The following is a 21,091-nucleotide window of genomic DNA, read 5'->3' as shown; positions in this document are numbered from 1 at the left end:
ACTTGACTGCATGCGCCAAGTTTTCTTAGTCTACAACCCATTGCCACTCTTGTTCTTTCTTATCAAAAATAAGCCAACCAGTCTCTGTCGCTTCTTCTTTCAATTCATCGATATTATCTAGTACCTCATCCGTACTTTCATACGAACCCACTACATATACCGGAATTTCAAGACCCCTTCTTGACTCAATTTTCCCTGCCAGATCAATATAAAGACCATCTTCCATTAATGGAATAAGCCCCATAATCACTTCTTTTGAAATTGCTGGGAAAATTTTTGATTTTTGGAAGAAAGAAAAACGTTTCTTACCGAAAGCACCGAGTTTATAAGGAATGACTTTACTTAACATTCCTACAAAATCAGCAATTCTACGATAATACACTTTGTTGTACCATCCGTCATCATGTGAAAAATAAACAAATCTATTTTTCAATAACGGAAAGAACGTTCTTGCAAGTGGTTCTTTTTTGTGAGCCAAATATAAAAGTTCTGCAATTTCTTTTGGCTCTAGTTCATCTAAATCGCTTGCATCATCAAAATCTACCCAACAAAATTCATCAAATTCATCAATCTCTGCTTGAATTAACTTATGTATATTTTCTTCCTCAACATATTCAAATAAAGTATGATAATGAAAATCTGTCCATTCAAAATTATGCTTTAAAAGCAACACTTGATGAAGCGGTGAAGGGATGTTACTTGCAAACTCTTTAAACGTAATTCCTGATGTAATAAAACAATGACCTCGACGATTACCATTAATATATATCATATTCTTTACTTGGTCAGATCCTCCAGACAAAGCACCTAGCCACCTTCGTTTTATATGTTTCAATTCTATAGCATATTTTAACATGAAAAATTTTAGAAACATAGAAAAAACTTCAAAAACTATTTACAATTTCATGTGTTTTATTACATAGTGATTACAAGAAAAAACACCTGCTCGTAAGCAGGCGTTTTTAAAGGATTTCATCTGGGTTTTGAGGATGATGATTTCCCTCTTTCTTTTCATTTTTTTGGAACATCGATTGAATCTTATCAATTGTTTGTGGAGCTAATTCAATCATTTTCTCTGCTAAATGTGTCGCATTTTGTAAATGAAGAATATTTACTCCCTCTTTATTCACTACAAGAAATGCCACTGGTGTAATAGAAACACCACCCGCGCTACCGCCACCAAATGCAGGGTTACCGTTCGCTCTTTGTCCATCATTCGTTTGGAAATCAGAACCTCCTGCTCCAAACCCGAACGCTACTTTAGAAACCGTTAACACCACACCACCGTCAGCCGTTTGAACAGGCTCTCCAACAATCGTATTTACATCGACCATTTCTTTTAAATTTTCCATTGCTGCTTTCATTAACCCTTGAATTGGATGATCCACCGTTCATAACCTCCTTTGTCATATCTTTCCTAGTTTTTCCGAAAGTTTGTGAACTAAACATAAAATTTTATATTGCTTTCAAAAAAATTAAGTTGTAATATTTAGAAAAATAAAAAAGAGGTCGATTCGTTATGATGCGAAAATTAACAAAGAAAGATCATGAACAAGTATTCGCTTACCTAAAAGAAGAAGCAGCCCTTAACTTATTTATTATTGGAGATATTGAAGCTTTCGGTTATGATACAGATTTCCAAGAACTATGGGGAGTATTTAAAGAGAATGGGACATTAAAATCAATTTTGCTCCGCTTTCACGATTCATTTATACCATATAGTAAAGAAGAGTTTGTAGTAACTGACTATGAGGCACTTCTTTCCGCATATAAGCCGCTGAAACTCTCTGGTAAGTCAACTATTGTTGAACGATTTGAAACCGTTTCAAGTATACAACTAGGTACTAAAAATGAAATGTATTTTTGTGAATGTCTAGATGCCGACAACTTACCTAGTACGCCTGCCCAAGAAACCATTAAACTTGCCACACTAGATGATGTAGAGCGAATTATGCAATTACGAAGTAACATCGCTGAATTCCCAACTGCTAATGAATCAGAGAAAATATTAAGACAAGCTCTCGAAACAAATACAGGACGTACGTATTATATTGAAAAAGACGGTGCTATTATTGCATCCGCCTCTACATCTGCTGAAAATTCATTATCTGCTATGGTAATTGGCGTATGCACACATCCGAATTATCGCGGGAGCGGATATGCTTCGCTTATATTACAAAAAATGATTCGGGACTTTACGAATGAAGGCCGAACACTTTGTTTATTTTATAACAATCCAGCTGCTGGACGAATTTATAAACGATTAGGTTTTAAAGACATTGGAATGTGGACGATGTATCGATAATTAAAAGCCGATTTAAAATCGGCTTTTATACATATGGTGCTATTCCAGCTTCAAAAGCTTTCTTATCATTATTTAGTACGCCAAATAATGCTTCTTGAAGCGCAAATGTACTCTTATAAAAATCCATTCGCTCCTTTACTGCTTCTAAATTAGGATAATAGGCTTCAAATAGTTGTAAAAACTCTTCTCCATAACTAGCTAATATCCCAGCAAAATCATAAGCCGGATCTCCAATGCTCGCTCCACCAAAATCTATGACCCCTGAAATATTCTTTTTTGTTGCACTATATAAAATGTTTGTCATGCCAAAGTCCCCATGAACAAGACTAGGAGTAAAGTTAAAATGACTACTTTCATTTAAATATAACTCAAAGGATGTTGAGACCTCTTTTCTCGCTACATTTCTCATGAATGGATAAACATGTTCTTTTAATTGGCTATATAAACTATTTATTTCTGAATACATATCAGTACTATCACATTGCATAATACCTTCGAATGTAGATAATGGAATTTCATGCAACTCTTTTAAAAATCTCGCCAATGTGCACGCAAGTTTTTGTAATTGCTTTTCATCATTTATTTCCGTAAAAACATTTTTCCAAAACGGGTCTCCTTCAATCATCTCATAACCTGCAAATACTTTCCCTGGTACTTCATTTTGAAACCCTTGATAACTTGGCTTGGGAATTTGAAGCGTAATGAAGGGTCTTATTTTCTCTAGTAACTGTGTTTCTATTCGAAGTTTCTGAATACCTTTTTCATATTTCGGAAACCGGAATACTATATTATCATTTACAATTAACACATCATTATTTTGACCTATTTCATTTATATAAACAGAATTTATTTGTAATTCAGGATACAACCTTTGTAAATACACAACATACTCATTTTCTTTTCTCACTCTTTCTCTTCTCCCGTTTAAACTATTATTCTCACTTCAAAGTCATAATGACCTGTCTTTCAACAAAACCAAACTCTTCGTACATCTCTTTTGCAAAATTTCCAGCAAATACATTCAAACGAATTTCTGAATAATTCTTTTGTAATTCCTTAATACCAGCCTCCATTAACTTTCTTGACAATCCTTTCCCGCGGTACTCTGGAAAAACATATAATTCGTATATAAACCCTAGTTTTTCATGAGAAAAATAGTCCGTATTTTCCCCTATTAATATCCAACCCATTACAACGTTTTCTTCTTTAACGACTAAATAATACGCTCCCTTTTCTACAATCGGCCTTGTAATTTCAATCGCTTTCTCTGTATTTAAACGACAATTTCCCCTCGTACCTTCAAAAAGCGATTGAGCTGCATATTGTATTATTTCGTCCGTTTCTTCCCGATTTGCCTTTTCTATCATTTTTCACAACTCTCCTCTTTAATAGGCATTAATATCGCTCGTTCAAGATCCTCCGCTTCCATAACAATTGCCATTAATCCATGCTCTGTACTTGTCTCATGAAACTCACCCTTCTCCCAAAACACAGCTTGTCCCGCTTCCACCTTCACTTTTTCTTTATCTGTCCCGCATACATATCCTTCTCCGTCCACAATAAGAAGCAGTTGCGATACAACTGCTTCATGATATCCAATTATTCCATTCTCTTTTACATGCATAGCACCGATATGTATATTCCCTCGATGATTTACTATTTTCGACATTATGAAATTAGATTGAAATGCTGTGATTTGCTTTCCTACTTTTTCATTAAAATCAAAAATTTTCACTTCTAGTCCTCCTTATATGTATAAAACCATCCTTACTGTCTGCATCATATGCCCTTCAAAATCTTCTTCAAATTCCTCTAATTGTGCAAAACCTTTCGCTTCATAAAACCGCTTTCCTTTTTCATTCGCTGCTTCTACATGAATGTATAGTTTCCGAATTCCTTTTAATACCGTTAACCCTTTTTGTAATAAAGCACTTCCTATCCCTTTCCCCTGTTGATCTGGTAACAAATAAATTGCTCCTAATTCTGCTTCGTTTTGCAGTCTAACAGGTGAGAAATTTGCAAAGCCAATTACTTCTCCCTCTTCTTCTGCAACGAATAAATGTGTATTCTCAAGACGATATTTCATTTTTTCATCAGAATAAGCCTCGTCTAAAAAACTGTCTTGAGTCTCTCTCGGAATAATGCCTTCGTATGTATCATGCCAAGCTATTTTCGCTACTGATTGTACAGCATGAATATCTTCTTGCTTCATTTCTCTAATTACATATGTCATCTCGATGTCTCCATTCTCTTTAAATTATATTCTGCTAATATACTAGAAGAAATGGCAGAACCATTTTCATAATTCACCTTTATTAATTTTAATTTCTCAATTGAAGCTGTTGCAAAATCAAATTTTTCATAAATATATTCCATTACGCTTAAAAACTGATTTGTATGTAATCTATTTGCAATCGTACAATGCGGAACCCACTTTCCCGGTACGTAATATGAATTTGGGTTGTCATGAAAATTGTTAAAATAATCATGATAAGAATGATGTAATTTTAACAATGCATCAGTAACAGTCGGTGCTAGAAAGACTGTTCCGTTAGTAGGAAAAACTCCAACAGAAGGAAAAGTTACTGGGTCCGTATTTTCTTGCATAACTACAAACTCCCCTAATTTCTCCTTATACAAATGAACATTTAACTCATTATAATCAGCTAACGTAATATGAGGTTCTGCTCCGGCTAATTGATTTGTGCCAATGATATTTGTTAATTCATTTTGCAATTCTGTAATTTTATTAGTAAATACACGATCAAATGTAGCAATAATAGCGTACATATCCCTTCACCCCTTTGTTACACATAGCGCTTCCCATTCTTCACGAATCATTCCCATTCGAATAGAATCATAGTACGTTCCGTTATAATAACGGCATTTGCGCATTCTACCTTCTAAAGTCATTCCTATTTTCTCAGCTACTTTCATCATTCGTTCATTGCCAGACCAAGTCGTGAGCCCTACTCTACCAATCTCCATCTTCTCAAATAATAAATCTCGATATAACGTTAACGCTTCTGTACCGTAGCCACCATTCCAGTAAGCCGGATTATAAATAACAATTCCCATCTCCAACCAACGCGTCGGTTTATACTCCCAATAAAATCCGACCGTCCCTATAACTTGACCGTTATTTTCTATAATTAAATTGGATAGAGGTTCTTCTTTTAAACGAGTTTGCATCTTTTCCTTATAGGCTGAGTATTCTTGCATCGAAAACGGAAAATACGGTGCATCCCATTTTTTCCACTCTGGATTTTCTTCTTTAAACACGAGATTCCATAATGTTTTTATATCTGATTCTTCAATTGTACGAATTGTTACTCTATCCCCTTTTACGATTACGCTTTTCATAATTTCCTCCTACACTCCTCTTTATTTCATATATAATTATAATATTTTTTCTGAAAAATCAAAACAAATATCGTTTATTATATTGTATAATTTTGTTATAAGATACCAATTATTCATGTAGAAAGCTGGTGATTCAATGAATAATCGATTTAGTATCACTTTGTTTCTCACTATTATTACGACAAATATTATTCTCTATTTCTTCTTACCATCAAGTATTGTTACGAAATGGGACTTCAATGGAACGCCTACGTCAATGATGGATAAAAGCACTTTTGTTATCGTAAATATAATTATATGTTCCTTCTTATTCTTTTTATTTTTAGCTTTATCTAAAGCAGCGAGTAACGAGAAATTTCTCCATTGGATCGGCAACACAATGTTACTATTCTTATTTTTTGTTGATATTGTCATTGCCCTTATCGCCCTTGGCTTTTCACTTTCTCTTGATTATTTCATATTTTTAGCATTAGGGCTTTTATTTATATTAATAGGTTATTTCAGTTCCAAAATTGATACGACTAAATCAACCGTTTCATTGGAATGGAATGATAAGCACCTTGAAAAAAGAGCTTCAAATATTTGTAGTATTTCAATGATGATAGCAGGTATTTTCCTAGCGGGGCTTCCATTTATCGTTTCTGCTCCATATAGAGGTTATGCCATACTAGCGATTATTTTAGGAATGACGCTTTTCATTTTACCGAGTACGATTTATTTACTTATTAAAGATAGCAAGCAATCTACTTCTTAAAAAAAATAGGAGGTTACATCCCTCCTATTTCAGCTAAATATTTTCTTTTTCGTCTTTTCTATCTCAACTAAAATCCCTTTCTCTATCCAGCCTTCTACTCCATCTTTTTTAATTAAATCATAGCCTGAACAGCTACTATCAATAAGAGAAACAATGTCACCTTTTCTTACACTTATTTGCGCACAAGATATATCCGTTTTCACTGTGTATTCACCTGAATCAAGTTGCCTAATGTATTCATCTTTCACAGAAAGTAATGTATTCGTTTCCTTTTGCCTGCATATTGTGTAATCTTGCTTCTTCTCAATAGGCTCTATGTAATAATGTGGATAGGTAACCCCGCCCTGCATTGTTGCATCGGCATGAAAATCTGCTATTACTTCATACTCTGGAAAACAGTCTACATATGTATAAGAAAACTTATCACCTGTTGGTTTCCTCTGAATGATAAATGCATTTAATTGTCCTGCCTCTTTAATCGTATTTCCGCCGTCAATTGCAATAATCTTTTTTTCCTTATCAATAACAGGATTGTTAGATGGTGCCTTCTCTGAATAGTTTACAACAGGCCAATGTCCAACAACTACATACTTATTTACTTTATGTGATTGATTGAAAAACTCCGGCATTGCTATCGCATTTTTTCGTTCTGTTTCTTTCCAATCCTCTCTATCTTCAAGGCCAGCATGTACAAAAATATAATCTTCCGTTTCAATCGCTGTTGGTAATTCTGTTAGCCACTTTATTTCTTTTGAGAAATGGCTCATTAATTTTGTTTTCAATTCACGGATATCACTCTCTTCATGAACGTTAATATTCAATTGTGCTAGCCATTCATTAAAAATTGTATTTTTCCGCGTACACAAATAATTTATTAAAGCAGGATTTTCATTTACAAGCGCTTCAACTATAACTTCACAATTCCCTTCAACAACATGAACATTTGAATTGTTCTTTACAAGATTCATGACATAGTTTACGACGCCAATACTATTTCTTCCTTTCTCACAAAGATCACCATTAATAATTAAATAATCCTCATCGTTAAAATTAACTTTATATAATAGTTCCTTAAAAAGATCTAATTCTCCATGAATATCAGAAATAATGATGACTCTTACATCATTTGGTATAGATAATTCCTTTATTTTTTCCAAGTTTAAACGCTCCTAACATTCTCTAAATTCAAGATTCTATTTTTAATTTCTAATATTCGACAAATCATATTGCTAGACCTGTTCCTAGCTCAAATCTGAAAAAGAAAATAGGTTCCATATATTTGTACATATGGAACCTACTTAATATTATAACGCTTTATAAAAAGAATAGCTTACCTTATTAAAGCCCTCTCTTTCATAAAAACGATGTGCATCAATTCTTGGAAACGCAGATGTAAGAACGATAGAACTGCATCCTTTTTCTTCCCCCCATTTTTCTACATATGACAGCAGAACCTTACCATACCCTTTTGATCTGTGAGCTTCCGCAGTTACAAGGTCATACACAAAAACATGTTTCTCATTATAAAAATTCGTACAAATCGCTACACCAGCTAGACTAACAACTTCATTCTCTTCGTTACGTAGCGAAAATAGTTTGTAATTTTCTTCTTTCATTTTTTGAAATAAAGAACTTGCCTCTTCTCTTGAAATTTTCGTTCTTAATTGTTGTAATACGGGAAATACATCGTGTAAATCTGCTTCTGTTACTACTGCTTTAACATTCATTATGATTCGCCCCTTGCTATTTATAAAATTTTCTAAATGTTATATCATCATTATAGAAAGCGACTGCCCTTAGTTTAAGTGACAGTTCTATTCTTTTTTATAAGGCCAGTATAAAAAGGAGCGTCTACAAATGGATCTGAATATTCCTTTAGTGTTACAAAGTAAAATACCTATTTACTTACAAATTTACAAATATATGAAACGCGAAATCTCTCATGGATCACTATGTGCTGGTACACGCCTTCCTTCTCACAGAAATTTAGCTATGCAGCTTAATGTGAGCCGTATTACAGTTGAATCCGCTTATCAACAATTACTAGCTGAAGGTTATGTAGAAAGCAAACCGAAACGCGGGATTTTTGTTGCGGAAGTAGATATTGATATCATTCAAAAGAAACAACAAATTGCGTCAAACAGTGCTAACAATAAAGAAAAAGAACAATATGATTATGATTGTAGTCAAGGACTTATTGATCAAAAAGCTTTTCCCATAACAAACTGGAAAAGAGCATTACACGAAACTTTATTTCAGTATGAAAATGAATTATTTGCCAAAGAGGATCCACAAGGTGAGCTCGTTCTACGAGAACATATTTCAAAATATTTATATCATGCTCGCGGGGTACATTCTTCACCCGATCAAATTATTATTGGAGCAGGTACGCAGCCTCTTCTTTGGCTACTCCTTCAACTACTTGGTTCAAAAAAAGAATACGGAATTGAAAACCCTGGATTTCACCGTATACCTGCTATGATTCAAAGTTCTGGACTTCCTGTTCACCCTATCCCTTTAGATGATAAAGGAATTCATATTTCTGCTTTACGTGAATCGGGTTCCAATGTGGCATATGTCACTCCATCTCACCAATTTCCACTCGGAATCATTATGCCGTTATCTAGAAGACTCGAGTTATTAAAATGGGCGAATGATTGTAAAGGGTATATTATTGAAGATGATTATGATGGAGAATTTCGCTATATTGGAAAACCTATTCCTTCTTTACAAGGACTAGATTCAAATGAACGTGTTATTTATATGGGAACTTTTTCGAAATCTTTTTTACCTTCTTTACGAATGGGATATATCGTTTTACCACCTCATCTGCTAAAAACCTATAAAGAACTTGGTGGCATGTATAAACAAACGGTTTCTACAATGCAACAACTTACCTTTGCTACCTTTATTCAAAGTGGGGATTGGGAACGTCATATTAACCGAAGTCGTACGTTATATAAAAGAAAGCATATTTCTTTAATTAAATCTATTACAAACGAGATGGGGAATAACGTGCATATACTCGGTGAACAATCTGGACTTCATATTGTACTTCACGTTCATAATGGTATGAACGAACAAGAACTTATTCATGCAGCTGCAAAACAACGTATTAAGTTATACCCTCTCTCGACATACGATTCTGTTCATAATTTGAGGGAGGAGTCATATGTATTACTCGGTTTTGGTAGTATTCCAGAGAATCGTATCGAAACCGTTGTCCAATTATTGAAAAAGGCCTGGTTCCCCAAATAAGAATAGCTCCACGTAAGTATAACTTACGTGGAGCTATTTCATTCACTATTTTTCTGATCTCGCTGCCCTTCCCGGACGTTTGACACCAGTTGTTTCTGTTGAATAAGACGCTTCAATTATAGCAGTTGGATCTACAGAGAGAACGAGATCTTTCATTTTCGGATAAATGAAACGGTTTGTAATACAATAAATGATTCTCTTATGTTCTCCTAAAAAACCACCTTCTCCATGTAGATATGTAACGGATAATTGCAATTCTTTCATAAGTAGATCGCCTATTTCTTTATTTTTGCCAGAAATAATCATAACGCTCTTTCCTTGATTAATGCCATCTAATATGAAATCAATCATCTTCGTAACAATATAGAAAATTGCTAATGAGAACATCGCTTGTTCAATTGAAAACAAAATGGCAACAAAGATGAAAATAACTGCATTTACAGCAAGTAAAAATGTACTAATTGGCACTTTAAAATGCTTATTCATCCAAACAGCTAACATTTCTGATCCATCAATTGCTCCGCCCATTTTTACTACAATCCCTACACCAACACCAAATAGAACTCCTCCATAAAGAACAATTAACAATTCAGAAGTTGTAATTGCTGGAAATGGTTTTAAATAAATCAATCCGAGTGTTGTCACAACGTTTGCATAAGACGTACGGATAAAGAACTTCTTTCCCATTACTTTTGCAGTAAATAATAAAATCGGGATATTAATTCCTAAGAACACCCCATAAAGCGGTAACCCAGCAACTTTATTCGCCATAATAGCAATAGCCGTTACCCCGCCATCTACTAATCCGTTAGGTGCTAAAATAAGCTCCAATGAACCCGCTACAATAATCGAGCCAATTGTTAATAATATGTATTCAAATACTTTCTTCATTCATTACCCCCAAAACTTATATATTTTCTTAGTATTATTTTAACGTAATTTCAATGCTAATTCAAAGATATCAGTTTATATACACAAAAGTTTCACCTTTACAATGATTTTTTATGTAATTTATTTATAGAAACACACTTACATATTACAGTAAGTGTGCTCCAAACATTTATTTAAGTTTTGAGTATGAATTCATTTTCATTTTTAATATTTCATCAACTGCCCTATTATACCCACCAGCATTTCGAAGTGACTCTCCAACTTTACGACTATTTTCCTTAAACGTTCCATCATTCATCACTTTCTTTACAGACTCACGTAACAATTCAGAAGTTAATTCTTTACGATTAAGCCTTATTCCTGCCCCTACTTCATTCACTCGTTTCGCAACTAAAGGCTGATCTCCTGTTACCGGAATTACAACTAACGGGACACCGTAATATAGTGCTTCACTCGAACTATTCATGCCACCGTGTGTCACGAATACATCAGCATACTGTAATAGTTCTAATTGCGGCACATAATTATACAACTTAAAGTTATTCGGAATGTTTTCAAATTGACTTATATTTATCTTCTTACCAACAACTAATACGACTGTCGCTTCTACATCTTTAAACGCTTCAAAACATTTTTCATATAACTCAGGTTGTTCATTAAAAACTGTTCCCATAGAAATGAAAATCAATTTTTCATCTTTTAAATCTTCCATAGGAAAGCTACCTACTTCTTTTCGAGTAGCAATTGATGGGCCAACAAACTTATACGATTCATCGAATACATCTGAACGCGGCTGATATTCCTTTGAAGTATACACAATTGTAATATCACCAGGATGGTTCATAATATCATACATACTATTACATTTCATTCCATACTGTTTGTTCCATTTTTCCATTCCCGCTAAACAAGATTGATACAATGGATTCGTTTCATCTACTTCTCTTGATTCATGTTCATCGTTAAAAGTAATGTACTGATTAAAAGCAAACGTTGTACAAGAAGAAACACTAGGTAACTTTAAAACATTGGCTATAATACGTCCTACTGGAAAGTGATTATCATATATCAAATAATCGTACTTTTCCCCTTTTGTTTCTTCTACAATTTGAGTAACAATACGTTCTGATGCTTCCATCATATGAGACAGCATCGTCAAAGGACTCCCACCTTCATTTACTCGTTCCATAATATTAATTTGAGAGAGGAAATTCTCAAACACTCGGAATTGTGCACCCGTTGCTTCAATCTTCTTTCTATAATCTTCAATACAATACGAAACAACTGTCTCCCCTCGCCGAATTAACTCACTTACAATAGCTAAAGTCGGATTTATATGACCTTCTCCAGGGAAATTTATTACGAGTACGTTTGCCATCATATTCTCTCCTATCTAATATTATTAATAATTAATTATATTAATCAATTTAAAACTATTATAAAGGAATCTATTCTATTTCTTCACATTTTTCTCTTCATTTTATTATTGAGAAATATTTTTCATACCCTACTTTATACCCCTATTGAAAGTGTGCTTAGCTCTTCATTTACTGAAAAATATGAGATTTATATTTTGTATTTTTACAGATTTATCATCAAAAATTATTTTGACAATTCATACAAAAGTAGAAAAATATGATTTTCACACTGATTTCTCACCGTAAATTTATTTAAGTTCTATGTTGTCCCTATCATTATCCACTTCGTACACATTCTGTTATATAATGAATTTATCGAATTCACAGAAAAAGGAGTGTCTTCATGCTACAACAACTCTTCGCTTCACCTATTTTATCTGTTCAAGTTTTACACCCAGGTTATGAAGACCATGCAAGCGATGTGTTTCTCGTCCGAACAGAAGATACTGAAGTCATCGTTCGTTCTTCTAAAATGAATGAAGAACCAAATAATGATTTTTGGTGGGGATGCAAAAAACTATTTGGAATTGATCCAAGGAATGTCCATCATTTAGAAGCTTTACATACGTTGCTGCAAAAACATACGAATCTTCCCATCCCAACAATATTAGAAAAACATATTTTAAATGGCCGTGAATTCGTTGTGGTCGAAAAGTTAACAGGTAATACAGTTCAATCTTTTATCGGACAACCAGATTCTGTTTTAATCAGTCTCGGAAAAGGACTTGCAGAAATACATAAATGTAATGCTGATTATATAGGAAACCCATCATGTACTTTCCAAGTTCCACTAGAAGAATTTAAGTCTCACATATTAAAAGTCAGTAAAGAACTTGTAAATAGGTTTTATTCTGATAATGCGAGCATCCGTAATTCATTTCCTGCTTTTGAATCACAGCTTTCTTCCTTGCCAACACCAAAGGAATCTACGCTCGTTTTAATTGATATGGACCCTACTCAGTTTTTATCAGATGGTACAACTATTACAGGTTTAGTAGATACAGAAGCTTACGCAGTTGCTCCTCGAGAGTTTGATTTTATCGGACTAGAATATGTACTTACCGAAAAAGAAGCTCATGCCTTTAAAAGTGGTTACGAAACAATTATGCCAATTCCTCAACTTGAAAAGTGTAGACAGCCTTACCGTTATTTATACCGACTGTTATCTGTTCAAGGAAGTGTGGAATTAGAAAAATGGTTAAGTCATCCATCCTATTTTTAAATACGAATGTGGGGGATTATGAAATGAATATTGAACGAAAGAAATCTTTAACAACGGACGAAATTCAGCAAATGAAAGCTTTAGCTCATATTTGCTGGCAACACGATCGAATTGATTATTCGTCAGATTTACATGTAAACTTTTTAACTGCTCGTAATAAAGAAGAGATAAATGATTTTCTATTTTATGACGATACAAAATTAGTCGGTGTATTAAGTATGTATGACTTTGAAAGACCGACAAAACTGGAGTTAATAGGTTTTGTTCATCCAAACTATAGGAAACAACATATAGGTACTACTCTTTTACAAACCGCAATGAAAGAAATACGATTAAGGGAGGCAGACGAAGCTCTTCTTATTATGAATGGGGATTCTGCTTCTGGGAAAGCATTTGCAATACATATGAAGCTGCCTTATTTATATAGTGAATATGGTATGGAGTTCAAAGCAAATGAAGCGCAAAAAAGAACGAAGAATGCTATACAACTTACTCTAGCATCTTCAAAATCACTCCTTGACCTTATTGAAATTTCTAGTAAAGCTTTTGGAGATTCAGTAGAAAATACCTCTATATGGCTACAAAAAATGATGAATTCACCTTCTCATCAAGTTTACAGTGCTCTTATCGATGAAAAAGTGATAGGAACGATTACAGTTTCGAAGCAAGAGCAATCTACTATACTATCAGGATTTGCCGTTCATCCTTCCTATCAAGGTAAAGGATACGGAAAAGATATTCTTAGTTATATGGTACATACCCTTATTACAGAAGGAGCTTCAACAATTGAATTAGACGTGGAAACAAAAAACATCAATGCTTTACAACTATATACACAAAGTGGTTTTGAAATGAAAACGAAGCATGACTATTATAGTGTAATGAATTTTGAGGTGAATGCATGTGTCTAAAAAACTAATGTATTCTGATTATGATATTTTCGCATCCATTTATAATAAGCATTGGGGGCATTATGCTGAACACTCCTATCTACTTTTGGAAAAACTTGTTTTACAATATGCACCACCACATTCTCATATTTTAGATCTTTGCTGCGGGACTGGTCACCTTACTAAGAAATTAATTGATAATACTTTTGTAGTAACTGGTATAGATGGTTCTGCCCAAATGATTGAATACGCACGTCAAAACGCGCCAAACGCAACCTTTATCGTCGATGATGCTCGCTATTTCAACATAAATGAGCAATTTCAATATGTTATCTCTACTGGCGATAGTTTAAACCATATTTTAAAATTAGATGAATTAAAACGTGTTTTTCGTAATGTTTATTCCGTATTACATAACGAAGGTACATTCGTATTTGATATGAATATGGAGAAAGGGTTTCTTGAAAATTGGATTGCTTCGTTTCATATTTCAGCGGATGAATATGTTTGTACGATTGATTCTACATATGATGATGAAAATAAAAAAGCAGAAATGAACTTTATACTATTTCAGCATGACATAGATCATAATTGGACAAGAAGTGACTTTTCTTTTGAGGAAGCTTGTTATTCAAATGAAGAAATAATTTCTTCACTAGAATCCGTAGGTTTTAAAAACATTCAAACACACGGTACAAATAGAGCGTTTTTCATTTGTCAAAAATAAAAAAACTGAATCATATCGATTCAGTTTTTTCTTAGTATATTTACAATAGCAGTCGTTTCATTATTTTCTTTATATACACGTGGAATTCTTCTGTCTAACATACATGTAACTTCATAGTTAATTGTACCTAACATATCCGCTATTTCTTCTACTGCGATGTTTTCTTCGCCTTGTTTACCGTAGAATACTACTTCGTCTCCCACTTGTACTGGCATTGCTTTTGAAACGTCTAACATAAGCTGATCCATACAAACACGACCAATAACAGGTACTCGAACTCCATTTATTAATGCATACCCTTTATTAGATAACTGACGGTTATAGCCATCAGCATAACCAATCGGTACAGTGGCAATCCATTCTTCACCAGTCGTTACATACGTATTCCCATAACTTACACCGCGATTTTTCTTCGCATGCTTAATATGGGCTACTTTTGATTTTAACGACAACGCAGGCTGCAGAGAAACAACTGAATGATCTACCTCTTTTGAAGGATACATTCCATAAATCCCAATACCTACACGAACCATATTTTGAAATGTATTGCTAAGTTCCATTGAACCTGCACTATTTGAACTATGAATATATGGAATATGAATCCCTAATTCTTTTGCTGCATTGACAGCTTTCTCAAATAAACTTGTTTGCATATTCGTATATGATTTATCGATTTCATCTGCCGTAGAGTAATGTGTAAACATTCCTACTACCTCCACATACTCCATACGTTTTAATTCTTCTAAAAATGGTTTAACCTCTTCTTCTTGTAAACCGATACGACTCATCCCTGTATCAATTTTCACTTGAATTTGCGCTTTCTTTTGAAGACGGTTTGCGATTTCATTTATACCTTGTAAATCTTCACTTCTATAAACAGTCATCATAACGTCATATTGAATTGCTTCTTCCGCAGCTGCTACTGACGTATAGCCTAAAATTAAAATCGGCACGTTAATTCCTGCTTCTCTTAACTCTATCGCTTCATCTACAAACGCAACTGCAAGCTGATTTATTCCAGCTTCAATAGCAGCTTTCGCAACTTCAACTGCCCCATGACCATACCCATTCGCTTTTACAGCAGCCATCATTGCAATATTTTCATCATTCACTCGTTTTTTAAATTCTTTTACATTATGTTTTACTGCATTTAAGTCAACTTCAACAATTGTATCTCTTCCATATTTCAAACTCATTGGTCTAACTCCTAACTCAATAATTGCATTCCATTCTATTTCACGTTTCATATGACCTTTTACAATATAATACTTTTCAATATGCTAGTCAAACTACTAGAATTTTCGGAATTTTGAGTATGATATAATACCCTCAAGAAACTATTATATACGGAGAAGAGGAGAATTACAATGTTTGTACAATCTGCATTACACCAACTACAAGTTGCTGTTGATACTTCTATTCAAATGCTTAACCGATATAAAGAAGACGAATTAAAAATACAACCAATTCACTCGAAGCGATCATTATTTGAAATGTGTGCACATTTTTCTCTTATTTGCCATGCTGATTTACTCATTTTAAATGGTATTACAGAAAAAGAGCTACATACTTTCTATAAAGAACAAACACCCGAAACAATTGCGCAAATGCAAAAAACGATGATACAGGGCTACGATTTACTTTCTAAAACTTTTTTATCTTATTCCAATGAACAATTAGCAGAAATTAAGACTGCTTATTGGGGTATTTCTTATTCACGCTTTGAATGGTTGCTGGAAATTGTTACACACTTTTATCATCATCGTGGACAAGTTCATATTTTACTATGTGAGCATATAAAAGATCCTAACATACCTTTATTTCAATAAAGGTATGTTAGACGATATGAAACTTCTCTAAGGCAAATAAAATACCACCTTCACTCGCCTTCTTTGTAACGAAATCAGCTCTTGTTTTTAACTCTTCTCCAGCATTCCCCATCGCAATACCTAATTCTACATACTGCAACATCTCAATATCATTTCTACCGTCGCCGAAAGCAATGGCTTCTGATTTGCAAATGTTTAGGTGTTCTAATACCTTTTGAATTGCAGTTACCTTTGATACTTTATTATCTTCCAACACATTCATAACGTAACCGTGAAAACGTTCAAACGTAAGTACTGGATATCTTTCAAGAAATTTTTGAGCTTCTATTTCATCTGCATACAGACATAAACAATAGATTTCTTCTGACAAATCTCTGCTTTTTTCTGGATACTTCTCTAAATTCAACGTCTCGCTAAGCGCTTGCATTACACGCTCATTATCCGAGGCTATTCCGTTCATTGCAAAATCCTCGGTAAAATAAGAAATACCGTGACCATGTAATTTTGCAAACTCTGAGATATCATGTACGATTTCACTTGAAAGTACTGACTTATGTATAACTGATTCCCCACACTTGATATGTGCACCATTTGCAGAAATAAACGTATTTATGCCTAGTTTCTTAAATTGCGAACATAAGCTATATGGTCTCCCTGTTGTAACAACTACGTGAATCCCTTTTTCTATTAATCTTTGTATTGCTTCTTTTGTGCTCTCATGCATACTTCTATCAATTTCGCTTAAAAGCGTACCGTCAACATCAAAAAATACTACTTTGTACATAGATCTTTACATCCCGTCCAAATGATTCGTATCATTAATGAAATGTACTGTTTTTTGTTCGCCATCCATTTCAATTAAGCTTATTCCCGTATCTCCCATTTTAAAATAATAGTCCATTGAAATGGGCATTTTGAAAAAAGCACGTAATAGACTATTTATTACACCACCATGTGCAACAATTGCAATTCGGTCATATGTATTCTCTGTCACGATTTTAGAAAAGATTCCTTCTATTCTCATTCTAAATTCAATAAATGATTCCCCGTTTTCAAAACGATCATGAAGGAACTTTGGCTCTGGGTATTTCTTTGCTTCTTCAAACGAAAGACCTGCTTGCACTCCATTATTAAACTCCATTAATTCCTCTTCTAATTGAATTGGGCATCCAATTCCTTCTGCTAACATTTCACCTGTTTCGCGAGCCCGTTTTAATGTACTTGCCCAAATGAAATCTGGCGGGAAATCTGCTTTCACTTTCTGTACAAGCCTTTGCACTTGCTGTCTTCCCTTTTCTGTCAATTCAAAATCAGCTCGTCCTTCATGTACGTTTAAGATATCAGCTTCTGATTCTCCGTGGCGTATTAGTAGTATTTGCATGTTTCTTCACTCCCCTTTTCTCCTTAAAACCAAGAATAAATTTTAACATATTATTAAAAATTTTCAAAACAATAAAAGCAACCCCCATTCATAAGAGAATGAAAATTGCTTTTATTACTAACTAAATTTCTTTTAAACACTCTTTAGACTTTCCTCCTACTCCCCAATGCGAACTTGGGATTTCATTCACTAAAACACGGACTCGTCCAACATCTACATCCAAATTTTTCGCGACTACTTCTGTAACATCAAATATTAGATTTTGAATTTGCTCTTGCTTTCTACCTTCTATTATTTGAATTTGTATAATGGGCATTTTTATCTCTCGCTTTACTATTTATTCACAAAACATCGCTACACTTCCCAAATCATCAAATTGTGCAATGATAGAATCTCCAGATTTAAATGCAATCGCTTCAGACAATGCTCCACTTAATACAATATCACCTTTTTTTAATCCTTCATTTTGTAAACCAAGTTTATTTACCGCCCAAGCGATTGCCTCTGCTGGATGTCCCAGCACAGCTGCTCCTGTCCCAGTCGTAGCAATCTTACCGTTCTTTGACATAACCATTCCTACATTTGCTAAATCTATATTCTTAACATCAATCCATTTGCTTCCTAACAAAAATTTTGAAGAGGAACAATTATCTGCTATTACATCAGGTAATGTAAATTTAAAATTCAAATATCTACTATCAATCACCTCTAAAGCTGGCGCAACATATTTTGTTGCCTTTAATACATCATCAGCTGTCACATTCGTTCCCTGTAAATCCTCACCTATTAAAAAAGCAATCTCTGGCTCTACTTTCGGATGAATCAACGTTTCATATTGCAATGGCTCCCATTCGAATACAAGCATATCGTGCAACAAATATCCGTAAATCGCTTCATCAATCCCCATCATTTGTTGTTTTGCCTTACTCGTTAATCCAAGTTTCACACCAACTCTTTTAGAACCTTCGCTCATTTTTTGTTCAATTAAACGTTTTTGCAGTTTATAAGCATCCTCTACTGTTAAATCAGGATGCTTATCCGTTACTTTTACTACTTCTTTTCTTTCCTTTTCAGCTTGAAGTAAATAGTCAATAATTTCTAAATCTGCCCCTTTCACTAAAGCCATATGTTACACCTCCATTTTTATCTTTGCTAATTCTGCAGCTACATCTAAAATCATATCCTCTTGTCCTCCAACTACTTTTCTTTTCCCCAGTTCTATTAAAATATCACGTGTGTCTACCTTAAAGCGTTGTGCCGCCCTTTCAGCATGTAATAAAAAGCTAGAGTATACCCCTGCATATCCCATTACTAGACTACTTTTTTGAATTTCTTGTGGTACTGGTAATAAAGGGGCAACTATCTCCTCTGCGATATCCATCATCTTATATAAATCTATATCTAGCTTATATCCCATACGATCCAAAACAGCGAGCAATACTTCTGTTTGGGCATTTCCAGCTCCTGCGCCAAGACATCGTACACTTCCATCAATACGTGTCGCTCCTTCTTCAATTGCAGTAATTGTATTTGCTACTGCAACCGAAAGATTATTATGACCATGGAAACCAATTTCAATATTTAAAGATTGACGCAAAGCACGGATACGTTCACGTACTTCATGAGGCAATAAAGCTCCTGCAGAATCTGTTACATAAACTGCTTCTGCACCATAACTTTCCATAAGCTTTGCTTGTTCTACTAACTTTTCAACCGATGCAGAATGTGCCATCATTAAAAAACCGCACACTTCCATACCTAACTCACGCGCAAATTGAATATGCTGAGCGGAAACATCCGCTTCTGTTACATGTGTTGCTACACGAACTAGTTTCGCACCAATATTTGCAGCTTGCTTTAATTCATGAATCGTTCCAATACCAGGAATTAACAAGACAACTATTTGAGCTTGCTTACACTCATCTACCGCAGCTTCAATGAGCTTCATTTCATTAACTAATGACTTCCCATATTGTAAAGTAGAGCCACCTAAACCATCTCCATGGCTCACTTCGATATAATGCATACCTGCCTCATCTAATGCCCTTGTTACAGATCGAACTTGCTCTTCTGTAAATTGATGTTTCATTACATGACTTCCATCACGTAAACAAACTTCCGTTATTCTCACTGGTCTTTCACTATTTCGCCTCATTCATTACACCTCTTTTCTTCTCTGAAATGATTTGCGTTGCAAATTCTTCACCTACTTTTAATGCTGCAGCTGTCATAATATCTAAATTACCGGCATAAGGAGGAAAATAATCTCCAGCTCCTTCAACTTCTAAAAATACAGTTACACGATTCCCATCAAACATTGGTTCTTGTTTCAAAGAGTAAGCAGGAACATACGTCCTAACCCGTTCTACCATTTTATGAATTGCTTCATAGATAGAAACCTCATCCATATCCTTAACTTCACAATAAATCGTATCTCTCATTAATATAGGTGGCTCTGCAGGGTTTAATATAATTATCGCCTTCCCCTTATCAGCCCCACCAACTTCTTCAATTCCACGCTTTGTCGTAATTGTAAATTCATCAATATTTGCTCTTGTACCTGGACCTGCACTTAAACTGGAAATTGTAGCAACGATTTCTGCATATGTAACATTCGCCACCTCATTAATAGCATGAACAATCGGGATTGTTGCTTGTCCCCCGCACGTAATCATATTAACGTTTTTCTTATCTAAAAAATTATTATTTCGAATAGCAGGACAAACAAATGGCCCATATGCAGCCGGTGTTAAGTCAATTACTATTTTTTCAAGCTCTTCTAACGTTTTCGCATGATAACTATGTGCTTTAGCTGAAGTTGCATCAAATACAATATCAGCTAAACTCGGATTATCAATAATTGCTTGTATTCCATTATCAAAAACCTCATATCCAGCTTCTTTCGCTCTCTTTAAACCATCCGATTCGGAATCTATTCCAATCATGGCATTTAGCTCTATAACTTTACTATTTTTTAATTTATACATTAAATCCGTACCAATATTACCTGATCCAATTATAGCCGCCTTTACTTTCTTCACATCTATCCCCCC

At 34.3% G+C, this 21,091-nt stretch carries 26 protein-coding genes; 7 read left to right on the top strand and 19 right to left on the bottom strand.

Annotated features, from left to right (window positions below):
* Positions 1 to 25 precede the first annotated feature (25 nt).
* Both ACTFRN_RS12930 and ytfJ read right to left on the bottom strand, forming a co-directional pair.
* Complete coding sequence (locus tag ACTFRN_RS12930; RefSeq protein WP_000014090.1) at positions 26 to 802, bottom strand: oxalate:formate antiporter; 777 nt, start codon at positions 800 to 802, stop codon at positions 26 to 28.
* Positions 803 to 962: 160 nt separating this feature from the next.
* Positions 963 to 1,388, bottom strand: a complete 426-nt coding sequence (gene ytfJ, locus ACTFRN_RS12925; protein ID WP_014893800.1) for a GerW family sporulation protein — start codon at positions 1,386 to 1,388, stop codon at positions 963 to 965.
* 131 nt (positions 1,389 to 1,519) lie between these two features.
* Here ytfJ and ACTFRN_RS12920 point away from each other — a divergent pair, with 131 nt between their 5' ends.
* The gene (locus ACTFRN_RS12920) at positions 1,520 to 2,305 is read left to right on the top strand and encodes a GNAT family N-acetyltransferase (RefSeq protein WP_049113953.1); all 786 of its coding nucleotides are present in this window, start codon (positions 1,520 to 1,522) and stop codon (positions 2,303 to 2,305) included.
* Between the two features lie 25 nt (positions 2,306 to 2,330).
* Here ACTFRN_RS12920 and ACTFRN_RS12915 read toward each other — a convergent pair whose 3' ends face one another.
* The 6 genes from ACTFRN_RS12915 to ACTFRN_RS12890 are packed head-to-tail and all read right to left on the bottom strand — an operon-like array spanning position 2,331 to position 5,668.
* Positions 2,331 to 3,212: a phosphotransferase family protein gene (locus tag ACTFRN_RS12915; RefSeq protein WP_014893801.1), complete on the bottom strand. Its 882-nt coding sequence runs from the start codon at positions 3,210 to 3,212 to the stop codon at positions 2,331 to 2,333.
* A gap of 31 nt (positions 3,213 to 3,243) precedes the next feature.
* Positions 3,244 to 3,672 carry a GNAT family N-acetyltransferase gene (locus tag ACTFRN_RS12910; RefSeq protein WP_000570288.1) on the bottom strand — a complete coding sequence of 143 codons (429 nt, stop codon included), beginning with the start codon at positions 3,670 to 3,672 and terminating at the stop codon, positions 3,244 to 3,246.
* Positions 3,669 to 4,040: a cupin gene (locus ACTFRN_RS12905; protein WP_074567853.1), complete on the bottom strand. Its 372-nt coding sequence runs from the start codon at positions 4,038 to 4,040 to the stop codon at positions 3,669 to 3,671. Before ACTFRN_RS12905 ends, ACTFRN_RS12910 begins: the two co-directional genes overlap by 4 nt.
* 12 nt (positions 4,041 to 4,052) lie before the next feature.
* A complete protein-coding gene (locus tag ACTFRN_RS12900; RefSeq protein WP_000222828.1) occupies positions 4,053 to 4,538 on the bottom strand; it encodes a GNAT family N-acetyltransferase in 486 nt (161 codons plus the stop codon).
* On the bottom strand, positions 4,535 to 5,095 hold the full coding sequence (locus tag ACTFRN_RS12895) for a 2'-5' RNA ligase family protein (RefSeq protein WP_014893803.1): 561 nt from the start codon (positions 5,093 to 5,095) through the stop codon (positions 4,535 to 4,537). Before ACTFRN_RS12895 ends, ACTFRN_RS12900 begins: the two co-directional genes overlap by 4 nt.
* A gap of 6 nt (positions 5,096 to 5,101) precedes the next feature.
* Positions 5,102 to 5,668: a GNAT family N-acetyltransferase gene (locus ACTFRN_RS12890; protein WP_074567852.1), complete on the bottom strand. Its 567-nt coding sequence runs from the start codon at positions 5,666 to 5,668 to the stop codon at positions 5,102 to 5,104.
* Positions 5,669 to 5,804: 136 nt separating this feature from the next.
* Between ACTFRN_RS12890 and ACTFRN_RS12885 the strand changes: the two genes are divergently transcribed.
* On the top strand, positions 5,805 to 6,422 hold the full coding sequence (locus ACTFRN_RS12885; protein ID WP_074567851.1) for a DUF1648 domain-containing protein: 618 nt from the start codon (positions 5,805 to 5,807) through the stop codon (positions 6,420 to 6,422).
* A gap of 29 nt (positions 6,423 to 6,451) precedes the next feature.
* Here the strand turns inward: ACTFRN_RS12885 and ACTFRN_RS12880 are convergent, their stop codons facing one another.
* The gene (locus ACTFRN_RS12880; protein ID WP_049113945.1) at positions 6,452 to 7,579 is read right to left on the bottom strand and encodes a metallophosphoesterase; all 1,128 of its coding nucleotides are present in this window, start codon (positions 7,577 to 7,579) and stop codon (positions 6,452 to 6,454) included.
* 147 nt (positions 7,580 to 7,726) lie between these two features.
* Positions 7,727 to 8,149: a GNAT family N-acetyltransferase gene (locus ACTFRN_RS12875; protein ID WP_016717300.1), complete on the bottom strand. Its 423-nt coding sequence runs from the start codon at positions 8,147 to 8,149 to the stop codon at positions 7,727 to 7,729.
* A gap of 130 nt (positions 8,150 to 8,279) precedes the next feature.
* Here ACTFRN_RS12875 and pdxR point away from each other — a divergent pair, with 130 nt between their 5' ends.
* On the top strand, positions 8,280 to 9,680 hold the full coding sequence (gene pdxR / locus ACTFRN_RS12870; RefSeq protein WP_074567850.1) for a MocR-like pyridoxine biosynthesis transcription factor PdxR: 1,401 nt from the start codon (positions 8,280 to 8,282) through the stop codon (positions 9,678 to 9,680).
* Between the two features lie 45 nt (positions 9,681 to 9,725).
* Here pdxR and ACTFRN_RS12865 read toward each other — a convergent pair whose 3' ends face one another.
* Positions 9,726 to 10,571 carry a YitT family protein gene (locus ACTFRN_RS12865; RefSeq protein ID WP_000755119.1) on the bottom strand — a complete coding sequence of 282 codons (846 nt, stop codon included), beginning with the start codon at positions 10,569 to 10,571 and terminating at the stop codon, positions 9,726 to 9,728.
* A gap of 169 nt (positions 10,572 to 10,740) precedes the next feature.
* On the bottom strand, positions 10,741 to 11,949 hold the full coding sequence (locus tag ACTFRN_RS12860; protein ID WP_074567849.1) for a macrolide family glycosyltransferase: 1,209 nt from the start codon (positions 11,947 to 11,949) through the stop codon (positions 10,741 to 10,743).
* 383 nt (positions 11,950 to 12,332) lie between these two features.
* Here ACTFRN_RS12860 and ACTFRN_RS12855 point away from each other — a divergent pair, with 383 nt between their 5' ends.
* From ACTFRN_RS12855 to ACTFRN_RS12845, 3 genes are read left to right on the top strand one after another with little or no spacing between them, the layout of a single operon-like run.
* The gene (locus tag ACTFRN_RS12855) at positions 12,333 to 13,211 is read left to right on the top strand and encodes a nitrate reductase (protein ID WP_074567848.1); all 879 of its coding nucleotides are present in this window, start codon (positions 12,333 to 12,335) and stop codon (positions 13,209 to 13,211) included.
* Positions 13,212 to 13,234: 23 nt separating this feature from the next.
* Positions 13,235 to 14,122, top strand: coding sequence for a GNAT family N-acetyltransferase (locus ACTFRN_RS12850; RefSeq protein ID WP_001019755.1), 888 nt, complete (start codon positions 13,235 to 13,237; stop codon positions 14,120 to 14,122).
* Positions 14,115 to 14,828, top strand: a complete 714-nt coding sequence (locus tag ACTFRN_RS12845) for a class I SAM-dependent methyltransferase (RefSeq protein WP_000038612.1) — start codon at positions 14,115 to 14,117, stop codon at positions 14,826 to 14,828. The genes ACTFRN_RS12850 and ACTFRN_RS12845 overlap by 8 nt, the downstream gene beginning before the upstream one ends.
* A 20-nt stretch (positions 14,829 to 14,848) precedes the next feature.
* Here the strand turns inward: ACTFRN_RS12845 and alr are convergent, their stop codons facing one another.
* Positions 14,849 to 16,024, bottom strand: a complete 1,176-nt coding sequence (gene alr / locus ACTFRN_RS12840; protein ID WP_011040256.1) for an alanine racemase — start codon at positions 16,022 to 16,024, stop codon at positions 14,849 to 14,851.
* A 171-nt stretch (positions 16,025 to 16,195) separates the two neighbouring features.
* On the opposite strand from alr, the gene ACTFRN_RS12835 reads away from it, so the two are divergent.
* Positions 16,196 to 16,657 (top strand): DinB family protein, encoded by a 462-nt coding sequence (locus tag ACTFRN_RS12835; protein ID WP_000498026.1) that lies wholly within the window; start codon positions 16,196 to 16,198, stop codon positions 16,655 to 16,657.
* 7 nt (positions 16,658 to 16,664) lie between these two features.
* Here the strand turns inward: ACTFRN_RS12835 and ACTFRN_RS12830 are convergent, their stop codons facing one another.
* The 6 genes from ACTFRN_RS12830 to ACTFRN_RS12805 form a co-directional block, all read right to left on the bottom strand.
* The gene (locus ACTFRN_RS12830; RefSeq protein WP_074567846.1) at positions 16,665 to 17,441 is read right to left on the bottom strand and encodes a Cof-type HAD-IIB family hydrolase; all 777 of its coding nucleotides are present in this window, start codon (positions 17,439 to 17,441) and stop codon (positions 16,665 to 16,667) included.
* 6 nt (positions 17,442 to 17,447) lie between these two features.
* Positions 17,448 to 18,038, bottom strand: coding sequence for a histidine phosphatase family protein (locus ACTFRN_RS12825; RefSeq protein WP_001166461.1), 591 nt, complete (start codon positions 18,036 to 18,038; stop codon positions 17,448 to 17,450).
* Positions 18,039 to 18,159: 121 nt separating this feature from the next.
* Positions 18,160 to 18,360 carry a 4-oxalocrotonate tautomerase gene (locus ACTFRN_RS12820; RefSeq protein WP_254916606.1) on the bottom strand — a complete coding sequence of 67 codons (201 nt, stop codon included), beginning with the start codon at positions 18,358 to 18,360 and terminating at the stop codon, positions 18,160 to 18,162.
* Positions 18,361 to 18,375: 15 nt separating this feature from the next.
* Complete coding sequence (locus ACTFRN_RS12815) at positions 18,376 to 19,164, bottom strand: 2-keto-4-pentenoate hydratase (protein ID WP_001229806.1); 789 nt, start codon at positions 19,162 to 19,164, stop codon at positions 18,376 to 18,378.
* Positions 19,165 to 19,167: 3 nt separating this feature from the next.
* Entirely contained in the window at positions 19,168 to 20,193 is a 1,026-nt protein-coding gene (gene dmpG, locus ACTFRN_RS12810) for a 4-hydroxy-2-oxovalerate aldolase (RefSeq protein ID WP_001254090.1), read from the bottom strand.
* Positions 20,180 to 21,079: an acetaldehyde dehydrogenase (acetylating) gene (locus ACTFRN_RS12805; protein WP_074567845.1), complete on the bottom strand. Its 900-nt coding sequence runs from the start codon at positions 21,077 to 21,079 to the stop codon at positions 20,180 to 20,182. The genes dmpG and ACTFRN_RS12805 overlap by 14 nt, the downstream gene beginning before the upstream one ends.
* Between the last annotated feature and the right edge of the window lie 12 nt (positions 21,080 to 21,091).

Origin of the sequence: Bacillus cereus group sp. MYBK245-2 (genome assembly GCF_051916145.1) — a bacterium.
Taxonomy (GTDB): Bacteria; Bacillota; Bacilli; order Bacillales; family Bacillaceae_G; genus Bacillus_A; species Bacillus_A pacificus.
Note: the sequence above shows the minus strand (reverse complement) of the source record. Positions and strands in the feature narration are given on the sequence as shown.